Origin of the sequence: Flavobacterium sp. N1994 (assembly GCF_025947145.1) — a bacterium.
Classification (GTDB): domain Bacteria; phylum Bacteroidota; class Bacteroidia; order Flavobacteriales; family Flavobacteriaceae; genus Flavobacterium.
Map to the genome: position 1 here is coordinate 917640 of NZ_CP109999.1, position 17041 is coordinate 934680.

Sequence of the window (17041 nt, forward strand, 5' to 3'; positions counted from 1 at the left end):
TATGAAAAAACAATTACTCTTACTTATTCTTTGTCTAAGTACACAACTAAATTATAGTCAAGTTATTTCTATGATTGGAAGTACTAGCCCTTCAGGAAATTGGACTGTGGACACTGATATGAATACCACAGACAATATTACTTATACTTTAAATAATGTTACCATAACAACAGCTACAGATCCTGGTACAACTGGATTGAAATTCAGACAAGCACATGATTGGACTGTCAATTGGGGTTCTGCTAATTTTCCATCAGGAACTGCTACACAAGGTGGAGCAAATATCATGACCACAGCAGGAACTTATGATATAACTTTCAACAGAGTAAATGGAACCTACACTTTTATTCCATCAGGTTTTCCAACTATTGGAATTTGGGGGCCGGCGGTAGATTCTCAAAATGGTTTTGTTGGCCCAGATGTAAAAATGGGAACTACGGATGGTATTATTTACACGCTATCTGGTTTTTATTTTAGTAGTGGTACAGCCTATTTCCGTTTTAATAATGATAACTTTAATACTTGGGGAAGTGTAGCTTTTCCAACGGGAACAGCTGTTCAAGGAGGTCCAACAATACAGGTAACAGGTGGTGAATGGTTTGTAACTTTTAACCGAAATACTGGAGCATATAGTTTTGCTTATCCAAGTGTTGGAATTCTAGGAACCGCTCTTAATGGGTTTACAGTTGCTGACACTGATTTATCAACATCTGATGGATTTAGCTACTCCATTTCTAATCTAGTATTAACAGATGGTCTTGTTAAGTTCAGAAAAGACAATTCATGGGATGTCAATTGGGGGGCTGTAGATTTCCCAACAGGAACAGGAACTCAAAACGGACCAGACATACCTGTGACTGCAGGGACTTACAATATTACTTTCGATAAAAGTAATGGAAATTATACGTTTACCAATACATTATCAATTACTGAAAATGCTATTACAAATGTCAAAATATACCCTAATCCAACAAATTCATTTTGGAACATCTCGCATACAACCACTATAGATAGTATCGAACTTATTGATGTGACTGGTAAAATGCTACAACGTTTTACGCCTAATGCTTCTCAATTCCAATTAGACGGGGCTGCATTTAGTCAAGGAGTTTATTTTGTGAAAATTACTTCAGGTTTAGATTTTGCAGTGCAAAAAATTATCAAGAATTGATTGCTGTTCTATTTTTAATAATGGTATAAAAAGTTTACTTTTGCACCCAAATTAAAAATAAACAAACAAAAAATGGCAACGAATAGAACATTTACCATGATTAAACCAGATGGTGTTGAAAACGGACACATCGGTGGAATATTAAATATGATTACTGAAGGTGGTTTCAGAATTGTAGCAATGAAATTAACACAATTAACTGTAGCAGATGCTAAAGCATTTTATGCAGTACACGCTGAAAGACCTTTCTACGGAGAATTAGTAGAATTTATGACACGTGGACCAATTGTAGCAGCAATTTTAGAAAAAGAAAATGCAGTTGAAGACTTCAGAACGTTGATTGGTGCTACAAATCCAGCACAAGCAGCTGAAGGCACTATTCGTAAAAAATATGCCACTTCAGTAGGTGAAAATGCAGTTCATGGTTCAGACAGTGATGAAAATGCAGCTATCGAAAGTGCTTTTCATTTTGCAGGAAGAGAGCAGTTCTAAATAACTGAACTTTAAAAATAAAAAATCCCGCTTCGTTGAAGCGGGATTTTTTATTGTATGATTACAAACTTTTACTTTCAAATATTTTCATCATTTGTTCGGCTTTCTCCAATTGATTAATAGCCTTCAATGACTGAGCATACCTATAATAATATACGGCATCTAAATCTGTGGTCGTAGTAAATAACTCAGAATACCATTTAGCTGCAACAATTAAGTCATCATCGAAAAAATGGCGGTTAGCTACTTTCTTCATCATATCAACCGATTTATAACCATTATCCAAGACCCTTTCATAAGTACTTACAACATCAATCGTAACATAATCCTTAATTACCGTTGGAGTTATGGATGTTACTTTATTGGGACTTACATCTGTACTTAAAGTGGAAACCTCAGTCTTTAATTTTTCTTTACTTGTCGTTACAACAACAGCTTTAGGCTTAGCATATTTTGGAGTAATCACTCTGCTATTATTTGGTCCTAAATCGTTGGTGCTAACTAGGTCTAAATTAGGAACATCATAGGTAGTGATATTGCTTCCAAGATATACATTGATTCTTTCCTCAACATGATAGGATACTACAGCAAGATCTTTGTTGGATGATAATTGATTGTTTTGTTGGGCAAAACAACTAAAAGATAAAGCACTTCCAAAACCTATAAAAAAACGGGCACATTTTTTCATACTTACGCAATTAAGATGGTTAAGAGGTAGGCTTATGGATTGAGGTAAGTCAAAGTTATTAACAATGTTAATAAGTGATGTTCTTTCTCTATGAAAAACACAAATAATCGACGAAATGCAGATTTAAACTCTAAATTCTTATTAAAATAGTAAAATATCTCTAATTATTTAACCTGAATTTTGATTATATTTTATAAAAAAGTATAAAAAATAATAAAAATAGCATTCGATTAGAGAATAAAAAAAGTCCCAATTTCTCAGGACTTTATTTTTATTTCAAACTAGCTAAACTTTGCTCTATTGTAGTAATCTTTGCTAAAGCATCAGCCTCTTTTTTCCTTTCATTATCTATGACTTGAGGTGGTGCACCTGAAACGAATTTATCATTAGATAATTTGCCTTGTACGCTTCTTAAAAATCCTTGCGTGTATTTCAACTCTTCTGTAAGCTTGGCAATTTCAGCAGCAATATCAATATTTCCAGAAACTGGTATAAAATATTCATTTGATTTTACTCGATACGTCAAAGCGCCATCAACTTTTTCTGAAATATATTCTAAAGAAGTAATGTTACCCAGTTTCATTATAACACTATCAAAATACAAGGAAACCTTTTCATGATTTATTGCTTTCAAATCTATAGCATCTTTCATGGCAATATTTTTCTCTTTTCGGATGGTTCTGACACCTGCAATAACTTCGGCAGCAAAATCAAAATCAGTAATTAGTTGCTCTTTAAACGAAGTCATAATAGGGTATTCAGCAATAATCAATGCTTGTTCTGGTGTTCTTTCAGTAATATGTTGCCAAATCTCTTCTGTCAAGAAAGGCATAAAAGGATGCAATAATTTTAAATTAGCTTCCAACATTTCAATAGCTTTATTGTATGTTGTGCTGTCAATTGGTTGTTGATAGGCTGGTTTTATCATTTCCAAAAACCAAGAACAGAAATCATCCCAAACCAATTTATAGATACTCATCAAAGCATCAGACAAACGGTATTTTTCGAAATGATCTTCAATTTCTAATAGTGTTTGTTGTAACTTGGCTTCATACCATTCTATAGCCACTTTAGAGCTTTCCAGCTGAGGAATATCAGTAACTTCCCAACCTTTGATTAAGCGAAAAGCATTCCATATTTTATTGGCAAAAGCTTTACCATTGTTACACAATTCTTCATCAAACATAATGTCGTTACCAGCAGAAGCACTTAACAACAACCCTACTCTTACTCCATCAGCGCCAAATTTTTCAATCAGTTCCAATGGTTCAGGAGAGTTTCCTAACGATTTAGACATTTTACGACGTTGTTTGTCTCGAACTAACCCTGTCAAGTATACATTGGTAAAAGGCTTTTTACCCGTATATTCATAACCCGCAATAATCATACGAGCTACCCAAAAGAATAAAATATCTGGTCCAGTTACTAAATCATTAGTTGGATAATAGTATTTAAAATCTTCATTTTCTGGGTCAAGCATCCCGCCAAAAACCGCTATTGGCCATAGCCATGAAGAGAACCAAGTATCTAATGCATCAGCATCTTGAGTCAAGTCGGACTGGGTTAGTTGGTCATTCATTGTAGCTATTTTAGCTAAAGCTAAGGCTTCTTCTTTAGTTTCAGCAACTACAAAATCTTCTTTACCATCTCCATAATAATAGGCAGGAATTTGTTGTCCCCACCACAATTGGCGTGATATATTCCAATCACGTATATTTTCTAACCAATGACGGTAAGTATTGTCAAAACGAGATGGATATAGTTTAATTTCTTTAGTTTCTAATACCGCTTTGATGGCAGGTTTAACTAACTCTTCCATACTCAAAAACCATTGATCGGATAATCTTGGTTCGATAACAGCTTTAGTTCTTTCTGAAGTCCCAACTTTATTAATGTGGTTTTCCACTTTTGCTAAAGCATCGATAGCTTCTAATTCTCGTGAAATTTCTTCTCGAACTACAAATCGGTCCTTACCTTGATACTGTAAACCAAAACTATTCAAAGTAGCATCCTCATTAAAAATATCAATGATTTCTAGGTTGTGTTTTTCACCTAATGCTTTGTCGTTTACATCGTGAGCAGGTGTTACTTTTAAACAACCTGTACCAAATTCCATATCCACGTAATCATCAAAGATAATTGGGATAAAACGATTGCAAATAGGAACAATGGCTTGTTTTCCTTTCAAATGCTGATAACGCTCATCATCTGGATGAATACAAATAGCAGTATCTCCCAAAATGGTTTCTGGACGTGTTGTTGCAATCGTTACAAACTCATTACTGCCTACAATTTGGTATTTTAAAAAGTACAACTTTCCTTGACGTTCTTCATAAATTACTTCTTCATCAGACAAAGTAGTTTTTGCTTCAGGATCCCAGTTCACCATACGGTAACCGCGATAAATATGTCCCTTTTTATATAAATCAACAAACGATTTAATTACCGATGCGGACATATCCGGGTCCATGGTAAATTTAGTTCTATCCCAATCACAAGAACAACCTAATTGCTTTAATTGCTCAAGAATAGTCCCTCCGTATTTATTAGTCCAATCCCAAGCATGTTTCAAAAACTCTTCTCGGGTTAAATCATTTTTGTTTATCCCTTCGCTTTTTAGCTTAGCAACAACCTTAGCTTCAGTAGCAATAGAAGCATGGTCTGTTCCTGGTACCCAACAAGCATTGAATCCTTTCAATCTAGCACGACGAATCAAAACATCTTGAATAGTGTTATTCAACATATGGCCCATATGTAAAACACCAGTCACGTTGGGTGGTGGAATTGTAATAGTATATGGAGTTCTATGGTCGGGTTTCGAATGAAAATACTTGTTTTTCATCCAATAGTCATACCATTTTTTTTCTACTTCTTTGGCGTTGAATTGTACAGGAATCATAGTATAGATTGTTAGACTTCTTAGATTATTATATTTTCAGATTACAAATGTGCCCTTAGTCTCTCTTTTAGCCCCGATTGAAGAGGCTACCGTGTAGCCCGAAAAGCGGGAAAATGGTATACTAAAATGCCCAAAACACTCGCTCCTAACTTTGGTATGATTTTTGTAAAACTGAACTGCAAAAGTAATTAATAAAGACTTTAGAAAAAATTAAGAATTAAATTTTTGTGTATTAATTTAAACGAGCTATTTTTACTAACCAAATAATACATTTGAACCATGAAAAAATATATACTTTTAACTGTACTCCTTGTAAACGCTACGATTTTCGCTCAAGGTGGTCCTAAGATTGAATTTAAGGATAAAGACAATACTATTGACTACGGAACAGTAAACAAAGAAGATGATAATGGTGTTCGCTCTTTTGAGTTTACCAATACAGGAGATGAACCTCTTATCATTACTAATGTGCAATCTACTTGTGGTTGTACTGTACCATCAAAACCAACTGAACCAATATTACCAGGAAAAACAGGGAAAATTGATGTGAAGTACAATATGCATACTGGCCCAATTAGAAAAACAATTACGGTGGAAAGTAATGCTGTTAATGTACAAGAAGGACGAGTAGCCATAAAAATAAAAGGTGAAGTGGTTGAAAAACCGGTAGTCAACCTTCTAGAGAAAAAATCAACAAGTCCGATGATGCAATAAACGAAACGTCCCAAATATGGGACGTTTTTTTTATAGAATACTTTTGAGTTGAAATTTATAAGTAAAGGGAATAGTATTTCTCTCAATTTCTATTTTAATGGTTTTGCCTTCTTGTGACTTGAGCAACTCGTTGATTTTTTCAATGGTTAAATCTTTAATCTTATTACCATTTATTTTAAGAATTTTATCTCCTTTTTTTAAACCTACTTTCTCAGCGTTTGAATCTTTCCGTATATTAGAAATTCGAAAAATGGGTTTCAGTTCAAATTTAATTTGAAGTTTGTTTTGAAACCTTTCATCAGTATTGTTAGTATAAATTTGTATCCCCTCTGGTCTATTATTTTCATAAGATTCTTTTGTCCATTCTAAACCTGCATGTTCCACCTCGATTCCACTCATGTTAAAATTGAATGGATCATTTATTTTATCGTTTGCTTTAGTGTAAATAAGGTTATTTTTATAGTCAAAAATCACTGTAAATCTTTGCATTACTTCACCCCCGATTGACCCTATTCTATTGGTTACAAAATTTACTTTTCGATTCGAGGTTGAATCCGGAAAAGTAACTATTGGATTTTCGAAAGCGGTATTTCCAAAACTAAAACTATTGAGTCTACCTCGTTTTCCAAATATTTCACCACTAAACCCTCTTCCCAAAAAATCATCAATGGTATTCTTTGGCAATACAATGTCTTTAGTTTTATTCAAAAAAACCCAAAGCGCATCACTGTTTCCCGTATCTAATAATAATTTTGAGGATACAATTTTGTCATCCTGCGTAATAGTAGAAATAAAATAAGGCTTACTTTCTTCAATAATTATCGGCTCTTTACTGAAATTTCTGTTAAGTTTCTTCTCTAATTTTTTATTGGAATCGGAATAGATGATTACTTTTTTCTTTTCATAATTAATTTCAACCTTATTGTTTTTAAAAAAATGATACCCAATGATGCCATTCACAGGAATACCAACCTTAGAAGAAAAATTAAAGTCTTGATCTAATACCAAATAAATTTCATGATTTAAATCAACATAACCATTAGCTTCAAGTTTGTTTTTAGAGGATTTATAAGCTTCTACTGCATCATTATTGCCAAGTCCAGTAAGTTTTAATTTTTCGATATTAAAAAATTGAACTTGTTCTTTGTCATCTAAACTAAAAAGTATGGTCTCTTCTACTCCTGTATCCAACAAAAAAGTCAAGTCTTCACCATTTACTTTTATAGGAATGAAAATCAAATTGTTAATCAGTTTAAAAGGAATGACGACTTTTTTTTGGTTACCTGTTATTTGAAATTCTGATTGTCCAAAAGTAGTGATGGAAAAAAGAAGAAATAGAAACAATAATTTGAAACGCATTCTAATTGATTTTCTATAAAAATAAAAAATAAATTTCCGACAACTGCTATTTTAACAAATTATATCTTGTAGTTTGGATTGTATACCAATGAAAAAAATCGCAATTTTGCATCTCTAAATTATAACTCATGCCAAAAATATCATTAAAAGGGCAGCACATGCCTGAATCGCCAATCCGAAAATTGGTGCCCTATTCAGAAATTGCAAAAAAGAAAGGAAATAAAGTATACCATTTAAATATTGGACAACCCGATATTAAAACTCCTGATGTGGCTTTAAATGCGGTTAAAAATGCGGATATTAAAGTGTTAGAATACAGCCACTCCGCAGGTTTTGAGAGTTACAGAACTAAACTTTCTGCTTACTACAAATCACATGGTTTACCCATTGATGTTGCCGATATAATAATTACAACAGGTGGTTCTGAAGCCTTGCTTTTTGCAATGGGAAGCACTATGGATGTGGATGATGAAATCATTATACCAGAACCTTTCTATGCTAACTACAATGGGTTTTCTACCGCTTCTGGTGTGAAAGTTGTACCTGTGATTTCTACCATTGATGAAGGTTTTGCACTACCACCGATTGCTGCTTTTGAAAAATTAATTACACCAAAAACAAAAGCCATTCTAATTTGCAATCCCGGAAATCCTACTGGCTATTTATATTCACAAGAGGAAATTTTACAATTGGCCGCCATCGTTAAAAAACACGATTTATTTCTAATAGCCGATGAAGTATACAGAGAATTTATCTATGATGAAAATGATAAACACTTCTCCGTAATGAACGTTCCAGGTTTAGAAGAAAATGCCATCATGATTGATTCGGTTTCCAAAAGATACAGTATGTGTGGGGCCCGAATTGGATGTATAGTTTCTAAAAATAAAGAAGTCATGGCAACTGCAATGAAGTTCGCACAAGCAAGACTAAGTCCACCCACTTATGCCCAAATTGCCAGCGAAGCAGCCTTAGACACCCCACAAAGTTATTTTGACGCTGTCATCGAAGAATACAAAGAAAGAAGAGATACTTTAATTGCCGAACTACAAAAAATTGATGGCGTAAAAGTAGGTACTCCAAAAGGGGCGTTTTATTGTATCGCCAAATTACCAGTCAAAAATGCAGACGATTTTGCACAATGGCTTTTGGAGTCTTATGATAACAACAAGGAAACAGTAATGGTCGCTCCCGCTGCTGGCTTCTATTCTACTCCAAATGTGGGTTTAGACGAAGTCCGTATCGCTTATGTTTTAAAGAAAGAAGATTTGATTCGTTCAGTCGCAATTTTAAAAGAAGCATTAAAAGCTTATAACCAAAAGTAACACAATTATATTCCTAAGAAATCCTGCCATCGGCGGGATTTTTTATTTTAGAAGCATAACTTCCCTGCTTCTTTACACTCTCCCTCCCGCTATCCGCGCTACATGGTAGCCAGCTCCTATCGGGGCTATAAACTACTATTGCAATTCTTACACTATGTTACTTATTCGCATTGTAATTTATAAAGTGGCCAACGTAATTTATAAAACTCCACTTGTAATTTATAAAACTTCACTTGTAATTTATAAAACTCGACTTGTAAATTTTAGAACTCCACTTGTAATTTATAAAAGTCCAGTTGTATTTTATAAAACTCGACTTGTAATTTATAAAACTTCACTTGTAATTTATAAAAGTCCACTTGTAAATTTTAAAACTCCAATTGTAATTTATAAAACTTTACTTGTAATTTATAAAAGTCCACTTGTAATTTATAAAACTCCAGTTGTAATTTATAAAACTCCAGTTGTAATTTATAAAACTCCACTTGTAATTTATAAAACTCGACTTGTAATTTATAAAACCTAAATTTCCAATTCGTAATTCGTAATTGCTAATTCGTAATTAAAAAAAATCCCCTTCATCTCTGAAGGGGATTTTTGTTTATCGTTTAAGCGTAAAGTGCGCTTTAAATTGTTTAGCTGTGGCGTTTTCTATATAATCTACACTAAACCAGTAATCGTCTGAAGGTAAGAGATGTCCGTTAAACGTTCCATCCCAACCATCGCCTGTAGAACTAATTTGTTTCAACAGTTTGCCATAACGGTCAAAGATGTAAATCCTCGCATCAGGCTGTCCTCCTAATCCAACAATATTCCAAGTATCGTGTATGCCATCGCCATTCGGGGTGAAGTAATGTGGGTAATCAATGATTTGTACATCTTCTATAACAAGCTCCTCACAACTATAAGCGATGCCGCCTTCAGTGTCCCAAACATGAATTACATGGGTTCCTAACGAAACACTGTCAAAAATAGTGCTCGCCTGTCTTGGTCCATCATCCAAACTGTATTCATACGTCCCATATCCTTGAATAAGTACCGTAATAATTTGTTGTTCAGTAAAGGCATTAGTTACCGTATACCCAATAGTTCCAGTTGGAATAGAAGCTTGCCCTGATTGTATCACCGCAAACGAGGCCGAGGTAGTATCACAAGCCAGTGTACTGTTACTGGTAACATGCACCGTATAATTTCTAGTAGCTCCCGTTGCCGATGAAGTGTTCACCGTATACGTTGGTCCTGTTGCCCCTGCTATCGGAGTAGTGGCTGCATCCTCAAACCATTCAAAAGTATAATTCCCGGGATTAGCAATACCACTATCTAGTGTTAATGGTCTTACTACTGCGTTGGTATCAAAGTCAACACAAATTGTATTCACACCATTATTCGTTACGATAATAGGATTAGGATAACGCTCCACGGTGATATCAATAGTGGTAATAGCATAACATAACGGTGTAATGGTATTACTGCTGTTCTCTACCTTAACCCATATTGTATCGGTATCTGGATCGGTTTGATAGGCTTGAGCTTGGGCTAATGTTAAGGCATTTGTCCCTGCTGTAGCATCTGCCAAACTCGTATAATAACTTACTAAGAATACCGTTGGGCTTTGTCCATTAAGTATCGCCGTAGCATATTGAGTCAAGTCAATTTGGTGGATACCATCATAAGGGTCATTATAATTATCACATTCTGCAAAAGTTTGTGGCCCTGTAGCGGTAGCATATTGTTCTACGGCTAAAGTAAGTACTCCTGTATTAGTACATCCTGTGGTATTGTTTACTACTCTAATGTAGATGTTTTGTGAATTGGCAGTAACATTAGTATACGGAGATACTAGCGGTAGTTGTCCTGTATTAGTCAGTGGATTAGCGCCTGCTGCTGTTAAGTAGTAGCTTATCGTAAAGTCTGTAGTAGCTTGTGCTGCTCCTAGTATCTGTGGGGCTAACAATGGGTTAGTCAAATCAAATGGGGCTAATCCATCGGTATCATTATCACATACTCTATAAGGAGCTAATGGTTGTACTACCGTTGGCAGTGGATTCACTTTCAAAGCTTGTTCAACCAGTACATAACAGTGATTCCCTTGATAGTCCACTCTGGTGTTCTCTACTCGTATCCAAACATTAGTCCCCACTAAAGCGTTGGTTGGGGTTAGTATTTCGTTGGCTACAATATTATTTTCTGCATCTGCTTGTGTTGGGAAGTAATGGAAACTTAAGTTCGGGTCATTATTTCTAATGTAGCTTTCATTAACCGTTAAATCAAAATACTCTAGCATATCCCCCGGATTATTATCATCACATTTTGGTGCCAAAGCCGCTGGATTGGTATTTGGAGTTGGAATTGGTAAGACTCTAATATCCAAGGTCGTGATACTTTCACAATTCGCCGGTGCTGGACTACTAACCACTACTCCCAAGGTTTGTACCGCTGGATGTAATAGGTCATTTTGATACGCTGTTGGTGTAGTAATTGGATTAGTATGGGTTTGTGCTTCTAGTAAACTTGGATAATACGTTACGGTATATCCTAATAATCCTTGGGTGATTTGAGCATTTTTTACCGTTAAATCAAAAGTATGGTATTGATTGTTTGGATTAGCATCATCATCACACAAACTAAGCGGAGTGGGAGTAGTAAGCAACAGTGGAGTATTAATATGCAACAAGAAGGTGCCTATATTATAACAATGGGTCACATTGTTCTCTACTCTAACCCATATCGTCTGACCATTACTGCCAACATAGTTCGTGTCTGGTATAATCGGTGCGGTTCCTACTTGGGCTATAGCTAAGCTGGTGTAATACGTTACACTATAGGCTGTAGCTGGCAAAGGTTGTTGTGATAGAACACTAGCGGTTAATTGGGTTAAATCAACTCTTGTACTTGCATCTTGTGGATTGTTATCCGTATCACATACTGTAATATCAACTAAAGATACTGGCGTTTTTGGACTCGGATTAACATCCAACTCTATGGGAATAACACTAACGCAGTGGGTTAAATTATCTTCCGCTCTGGCATAAATAATCTGAACAAACGGATTGATATTAATATACTGCGCCGGATTAGGAATCGTAGTACCATTACTAGCAGCATCTTGTGGCGTTTCATGGAAACTCACTGTATAAGTAGTAATCGAATTTAACAATCCTGGTAACAAACTCGTTAAATCAAAAGTAGTAAACCCATCTTGATCATCATCGCAAAGTGTGTAAGGCTGTGTAGGTGGAATTAAACTTGGTAAAGGCTCTACTCTAATATCCATCGTAGAGATAACAGAACATCCTGTGGCATTATTGGTAATGCTTATCCCTAAGGTTTGAACATACTGTATCTGGTTTTGATACAGTAAGTTGGTAATTTCATTAGTCCCATTCTGAGCATCTCCTAAACTGATATAAAACCTAACCGTCATTCCGGTTTGTCCTAATAAAATATCATTGATCTTACTGCCTAAATCAAAGGTCTCAAAGCCGATATTACTTTGGTCAACATCACAAAGAGAATACTGTGGGTAGTTCGGCTGAAGTGAATTCGGTATCGGATTCACTACTAATTGCAAGGTTACTACATCATAGCATCCCGTAGCGATAGTCTCCACTCGAACATAAAGCGTTTGGGTGTTTGGACTAGCATTCACATAACTAGAAATACTAGTGATAGCATTGGTTCCTGCATCAGCATCCGGTTGACTTGTGTAGAAACTTACGCTTGTTAATGCCGGGTTAATACTACCCAATATCTCATTAATTTTTGTGGTTAAATCAAAAGTCTCAAAGCCAACGGCTCCGGTGTAATCACACAATGCATAAGGTGTTGGTTGGGTCGCAACTGGGGTCTTGTTGACTATTAATTGGAGTTGAACATAATTAGCACAACCTGTTAGGGTATAAAATACACGAACATATATTGTTTGAGTATTAGGTTGAATATTGGTGTAGGAGCTTGGTAAAGGGTTAGCTCCTATTAAAGCATCATCAGGTGTTTCATGATAAGTAACGGACACTCCAAGAGGTAGAGGCGCACCCGGAGGTGTTCCTGTTATTTCATTGGTAGCATCTGTTAAATTGAAGGTGCCAAAACCATCATTATTCGGATCACATATTTGCAGTGGTGTCGGAGTAATGGCCACTGGCCCTTGAGTTACGCGTAATAATTGTGTCGTGGTAGCATAACATCCTGTAGCATTATTCTCTACTCGTATGTATACAATCTCTGTATCAAATCCTAAATAAGTCTGTGGGGTTGGTATAGGATTGGTAAGAGTTTGTGCATCAGCAAGTGAATGGTAATAGGTTACCGTTACTCCTGTAACGCCACCTGTTACTGTTCCTTCATTTACAGTCAAATTAAATACTGCTGTTGGAGATATTCCATTACTACATTGAAAGATAGGCTGTGGTAAAACCGCCACTGGTAATGGATTAACAATCAAGTTAAAGAAACCTGTCGTATTACAACCTGTAATATTGTCACTAATGTTTATCCAAATCTTTTGTGGATTACTAATGTTGGAATAAAAATTAGGCAAAGCATTAGTTTGAGCTTGAGCATCGGCTAAGGTTTCATAATAACTTACTGTTACTCCTAATTGTCCATTGGCAACTTCCAAACTTTTGGTTCCTAAATCAAAAACCTCTACTCCATCACCCGGATTGTTGATATCACAAAGTAGATAATCTGTGATGTTTGGATTAGGTAGTGGAATAGGATTAACTATTAGATTAAAAGAGGTCGTCGAATAACAACTCGGTGAACCTAAATTATATGCTCTAACATAAATTGTTTGAAATCCAGCATTATTAATATTACAATACGGACTTGTTAGTGGATTGGCTCCTGTTTGAGCATTGGTTGGGGTCTCGTGATAGGTAATAACAACATTAGGATTAGTACTTATCTCTATGTCTTTTGTTGTTAAAGTAAAACAATAAATACCATCATTATTTAAACTGTCATCGCAAACTACATAATCTGTAGGGGTATTGATTGTTGGTGCAACATTTACAGTGATTGTAGCAGAGCCTGTTTGAACCTGAGAACAAGTTGTTGAACTCGCATCTTGAACACTTTTCAAATCGTAAATAAAAGTACCTGCTGTTGATGTTGGCGCATTAATTAATAATACATTATTTCCACCCGATGTCTGAACTGTTGGCTGCAGAACATTGTTAATAGAATATGTAAATGTGTAGGGAGGAGTCCCATTGGCGCCAGTAAATGATATCTGTGGTGATGTGGAATTTAAACAAACTGATGTGGTTCCTGAAATAGTTGCAGTTGGTAGAGTATTTACTGTAATCGTTACAGAACCTAGTTGTGGTTGTGAACAAGCTGGTGTAGTAGAACTTGAAACACTTACTAATTGATAGGTAAATACTCCTCCAGTTGATGTTGATACTGGTAAAGTTACACTATTACCTGATGTGGTTGAAATTGTCTGAGACACTCCACTAGGATCTAAATAAGTGAATGTATATGGTGCTACTCCATTAGAGCCTGTAAAGGTTATTAATGGACTTGGTGCGTTTTGACAAACTGCTGTGGTTCCTGATATAGTTGCCGTTGACAAAGGATTAATAGTAACAGTAACAGAACCAACTTGTGGTTGTGAGCAAACTGGTGTTCCAGAGCCAGCTACACTAACTAATTGGTATGTAAATGTTCCTGCTATAGTAGTTGATACTGGAAGTGTTACACTATTTCCAACTGTAGTTGTAATTGTTTGTGAACCCAAAGCTGGATCTAAATAAGTAAAAGTATACGGTGCAATTCCATTGGCTCCTGTAAATGTAATTGAAGGACTTGAAGAATTTTGACAAACAGTGGTTGTTCCAGATATGGTAGCAGTTGGAAGCGGATTAACTGTAACTGTTGCAGAGCCAACTTGTGCTTGTGAACAAAGAGTAGATCCTGAATCTGAAACACTAACTAATTGATAAGTAAAAGTCCCAGCAGTTGCAGTAGAAACTGGAAGTGTCACGCTATTTCCGACCGTAGTTGTTATGGTATGAGAAACTGCAGCTGGATCTAAATAAGTAAAGGTATAAGGTGCCGTCCCATTAGCTCCTGTCCACGTTATTACTGGATTTGATGTATTTTGACAAACAGCCGTAGTCCCTGTAATAGTTGCCGTTGGTAGAGGATTGACTGTAATTGTTGCAGAACCAACTTGAGGTTGAGAACAAGCTGGTGTACTGGAACTTGAAACACTCACTAATTGGTATGTGAATGTGCCAGCCGTAGAAGTAGATACTGGCAATGTAACACTATTTCCAACTGTTGTTGTTATAGTATGAGAAACTAAAGCTGGATCTAAATAAGTAAAGGTGTATGGTGCAATTCCATTGGCTCCTGTAAATGTAATTGAAGGACTTGAAGAATTTTGACAAACAGTGGTTGTTCCAGATATGGTAGCAGTTGGAATCGGATTAACTGTAACTGTTGCAGAGCCAACTTGTGCTGGTGAACAAAGAGTAGATCCTGAATCTAAAACACTAACTAATTGGTAAGTAAAAGTCCCAGCAGTTGCAGTAGAAACCGGAAGTGTCACGCTATTTCCAACCGTAGTTGTTATGGTATGAGAAACCGAAGCTGGGTCTAAATAAGTAAAGGTATAAGGTGCAGTTCCATTAGCGCCTGTCCACGTTATTACTGGATTTGATGTATTTTGACAAACGGCCGTAGTTCCTGTAATAGTTGCTGTTGGTATAGGATTTACTGTAATTGTTGCAGAACCAACTTGAGGTTGTGAACAAGCTGGTGTGCTGGAACTTGAAACACTCACTAATTGGTATGTAAATGTGCCAGCCGTAGAAGTTGATACTGGTAATGTAACACTATTCCCAACTGTTGTTGTAATAGTATGAGAAACCAAAGCTGGATCTAAATAAGTAAAGGTGTATGGTGCAATTCCATTGGCTCCTGTAAATGTAATTGAAGGATTTGGTGTGTTTTGACATACAGCAGTAGTTCCAGAAATTGTTGCCGTTGGCAATGGATTTACTATTAATTGAAAATTTCCAGTACCATAAGTAGCATGGTTTGCATTTTCTTCTAATCTGATGTAAATCGTCTGTGGATTTGAAGTATTATTAAAAGAGTTTATGGGGTTAATTGCACCTGTATCGGCATCGGCAGCTGCTTGACTTAAATGATAGGTAACAGTATAATTGGCTGGAGGATTGCCTCCTAAGGCTATAGCTGTCTGAGGCGTAAAATCAAAAGTGGCAATTCCATCATTAGAAGGGTCATCACAAACAACAAGGTTTGGTGTTGGTGCAGGCTGAATAGTACAAACAGTACAACCAATTGTAAATGGGAAAACAGAAGTACAACCACTTGATGAGGCACTATTATCTGTTATTGACAAATAAATCGTTTCTCCACAAGTAGCAGCATATGCAGCGGGATTTGCTATAGGATTTGATGTTAGTTGCGCATCATTAGCAGTATGATGGTAAGAAATATCATAATCTCCGGGATTTAAACCCGTCCCAGTAAAAATACTTGTTGAGTTTTGTGTTAGATTAAAATTAGGAATGTTATTACATTGACTTAAATTAGAAGGCGGATTAATTGGTGGGGGGGCATTAAAAGAAACCGTTGCAGTATCAGTGGAATTGGCTACACAACCTGGTTTATTCACAACTACAGTATAGGTACCAGGTTGAGTAACAGTAATAGATTGTGTATTTCCAGCAATAGGACCCGTTACTGATGAAGACCATTGATAGCTTGTAGCTCCCACAATGTTTGCTGTTAAAATAGCTTGACCACCTGAACAAATTACTTGATTAGGAACATCCAATGGACAAATAATATTACAATCTGTAGCACCAGCACTAGCTTGACCAGTGTTGGTTTGTGTTAAGGTAATATGTCCTGCAGTTCCATGATAATTGGTCAATAATACAACATAAATTTCTCCCACTTGGGCATTGGGAATTGTAAAAAATTCATCTGCGGCTATTGAATAACTACAAGCTACTTCTGATGAAGGGTTCAAATTTGCTGGACCACAAGCTGGAGTTGTAAAAGGGCCCCATGCAATAAAATCAACATCACGAGGCGTTCCTCCATTGTCCACTTGTGAAATATGAAAGTCTATATTACCTGCTAAACCAATCTGCATGTAAAACCAAGCTGGATTGGGTTGCGTTCCAAGACAATCATAATTTACATCTGTTTGAGCTGTTGTACCGGTAGAATTAGGGAAGGTTAAGGCTGAGCCCCCTGCGCAAAATGCGGTTGAAGCGCCACAACTAGCCCCTTGAGAAAATATATTATTTATTGAGAATAAACTAAATATAAGTAGATAGCAATAAATTTTTTTCATGTTGTAAGTCAATTTTTGGAGCGAAATTTACATAAATTAAAGAAAT

The 17041-nt window shown here is 35.9% G+C and carries 8 protein-coding genes; 4 read left to right on the forward strand and 4 right to left on the reverse strand.

Features of this window, described 5'->3' with window-relative positions:
- The first annotated feature begins 1 nt into the window (after position 1).
- Together OLM53_RS04250 and OLM53_RS04255 are read left to right on the forward strand one after the other, a co-directional pair.
- Positions 2–1171, forward strand: coding sequence for a T9SS type A sorting domain-containing protein (locus OLM53_RS04250; protein WP_264521807.1), 1170 nt, complete (start codon positions 2–4; stop codon positions 1169–1171).
- A 72-nt stretch (positions 1172–1243) separates the two neighbouring features.
- Positions 1244–1663, forward strand: coding sequence for a nucleoside-diphosphate kinase (locus tag OLM53_RS04255; protein ID WP_264521808.1), 420 nt, complete (start codon positions 1244–1246; stop codon positions 1661–1663).
- Positions 1664–1724: 61 nt separating this feature from the next.
- Here OLM53_RS04255 and OLM53_RS04260 read toward each other — a convergent pair whose 3' ends face one another.
- Positions 1725–2351, reverse strand: a complete 627-nt coding sequence (locus tag OLM53_RS04260; RefSeq protein ID WP_264521809.1) for a hypothetical protein — start codon at positions 2349–2351, stop codon at positions 1725–1727.
- Between the two features lie 271 nt (positions 2352–2622).
- Positions 2623–5250 (reverse strand): valine--tRNA ligase, encoded by a 2628-nt coding sequence (locus OLM53_RS04265; protein WP_264521810.1) that lies wholly within the window; start codon positions 5248–5250, stop codon positions 2623–2625.
- A gap of 279 nt (positions 5251–5529) precedes the next feature.
- On the opposite strand from OLM53_RS04265, the gene OLM53_RS04270 reads away from it, so the two are divergent.
- Complete coding sequence (locus tag OLM53_RS04270) at positions 5530–5964, forward strand: DUF1573 domain-containing protein (RefSeq protein WP_264521811.1); 435 nt, start codon at positions 5530–5532, stop codon at positions 5962–5964.
- Between the two features lie 30 nt (positions 5965–5994).
- Here the strand turns inward: OLM53_RS04270 and OLM53_RS04275 are convergent, their stop codons facing one another.
- A complete protein-coding gene (locus tag OLM53_RS04275; RefSeq protein WP_264521812.1) occupies positions 5995–7323 on the reverse strand; it encodes a PDZ domain-containing protein in 1329 nt (442 codons plus the stop codon).
- Between the two features lie 128 nt (positions 7324–7451).
- Here OLM53_RS04275 and OLM53_RS04280 point away from each other — a divergent pair, with 128 nt between their 5' ends.
- On the forward strand, positions 7452–8648 hold the full coding sequence (locus OLM53_RS04280; protein ID WP_264521813.1) for a pyridoxal phosphate-dependent aminotransferase: 1197 nt from the start codon (positions 7452–7454) through the stop codon (positions 8646–8648).
- Between the two features lie 601 nt (positions 8649–9249).
- On the opposite strand, the gene OLM53_RS04285 is transcribed toward OLM53_RS04280, so the two are convergent.
- Positions 9250–16995 carry a T9SS type B sorting domain-containing protein gene (locus OLM53_RS04285; RefSeq protein ID WP_264521814.1) on the reverse strand — a complete coding sequence of 2582 codons (7746 nt, stop codon included), beginning with the start codon at positions 16993–16995 and terminating at the stop codon, positions 9250–9252.
- Between the last annotated feature and the right edge of the window lie 46 nt (positions 16996–17041).

Bases quoted from the DNA above. Each gene is read 5' to 3' on its own strand.
- OLM53_RS04250 (WP_264521807.1), top strand. From the start codon at position 2: ATGAAAAAACAATTACTCTTACTTATTCTTTGTCTAAGTACACAACTA.
- OLM53_RS04255 (WP_264521808.1), top strand. From the start codon at position 1,244: ATGGCAACGAATAGAACATTTACCATGATTAAACCAGATGGTGTTGAA.
- OLM53_RS04280 (WP_264521813.1), top strand. From the start codon at position 7,452: ATGCCAAAAATATCATTAAAAGGGCAGCACATGCCTGAATCGCCAATC.
- OLM53_RS04285 (WP_264521814.1), bottom strand. From the start codon at position 16,995: ATGAAAAAAATTTATTGCTATCTACTTATATTTAGTTTATTCTCAATA.
- OLM53_RS04270 (WP_264521811.1), top strand. From the start codon at position 5,530: ATGAAAAAATATATACTTTTAACTGTACTCCTTGTAAACGCTACGATT.
- OLM53_RS04265 (WP_264521810.1), bottom strand. From the start codon at position 5,250: ATGATTCCTGTACAATTCAACGCCAAAGAAGTAGAAAAAAAATGGTAT.
- OLM53_RS04275 (WP_264521812.1), bottom strand. From the start codon at position 7,323: ATGCGTTTCAAATTATTGTTTCTATTTCTTCTTTTTTCCATCACTACT.
- OLM53_RS04260 (WP_264521809.1), bottom strand. From the start codon at position 2,351: ATGAAAAAATGTGCCCGTTTTTTTATAGGTTTTGGAAGTGCTTTATCT.